General features: G+C 76.9%; 1 protein-coding gene. It reads right to left on the reverse strand.

The features are described 5' to 3' along the window. Positions 1-39: 39 nt before the first annotated feature. Positions 40-493: thioredoxin family protein (locus C667_RS23880; RefSeq protein WP_004392627.1), on the reverse strand; the 454-nt coding region annotated here is incomplete at its 5' end.

Consider the following 493-nt stretch of genomic DNA (forward strand, 5'->3'; position numbering starts at 1 on the left):
GGGAGCGCCGGCTGCGGCGCGGACTCGGCTGCCGCAGCCTCAGCCGCCGCCCGGCTGCGACAGCCGGCGGGCGAGTACTTCGATCTCCGCCGGCAGGCCGGGGGCAGCGCGGGGCGTTGCGGCGGCGAGCGTCTCGACCAGGCGCGCCACCACGGCCTCGTGCGGCAGGCTGACGCCGTAGTGCAGGGCCACGCCGGCGCGGAAGAGCGCCAGGGTAGGGAAGTTCTCCACGTCGAGATCGCCGACGAGCTCGGCATCGTCCTCCACGTCCGCCCAGGCGAAGACGATGTCGTGCCGCGCCTCGGCGAGGCGCTCCAGGGTAAGGCGGAATTCGCGGCAGGTGCCGCACCACTGCGCGCACAGCGCAAGCACCACGAGGGGAGCGTCGGCGGCAGGCTGCGCGGCGAGCCGGCTCACCGGCACGACCCGGGCGGTGGTGGCGGACCCGGCCGGCTGCGCAGGCGCGTCCGGCGCGGGCATGGCGCCGCAGGGC

Origin of the sequence: Thauera phenylacetica B4P (assembly GCF_000310225.1) — a bacterium.
Classification (GTDB): Bacteria; Pseudomonadota; Gammaproteobacteria; order Burkholderiales; family Rhodocyclaceae; genus Thauera; species Thauera phenylacetica.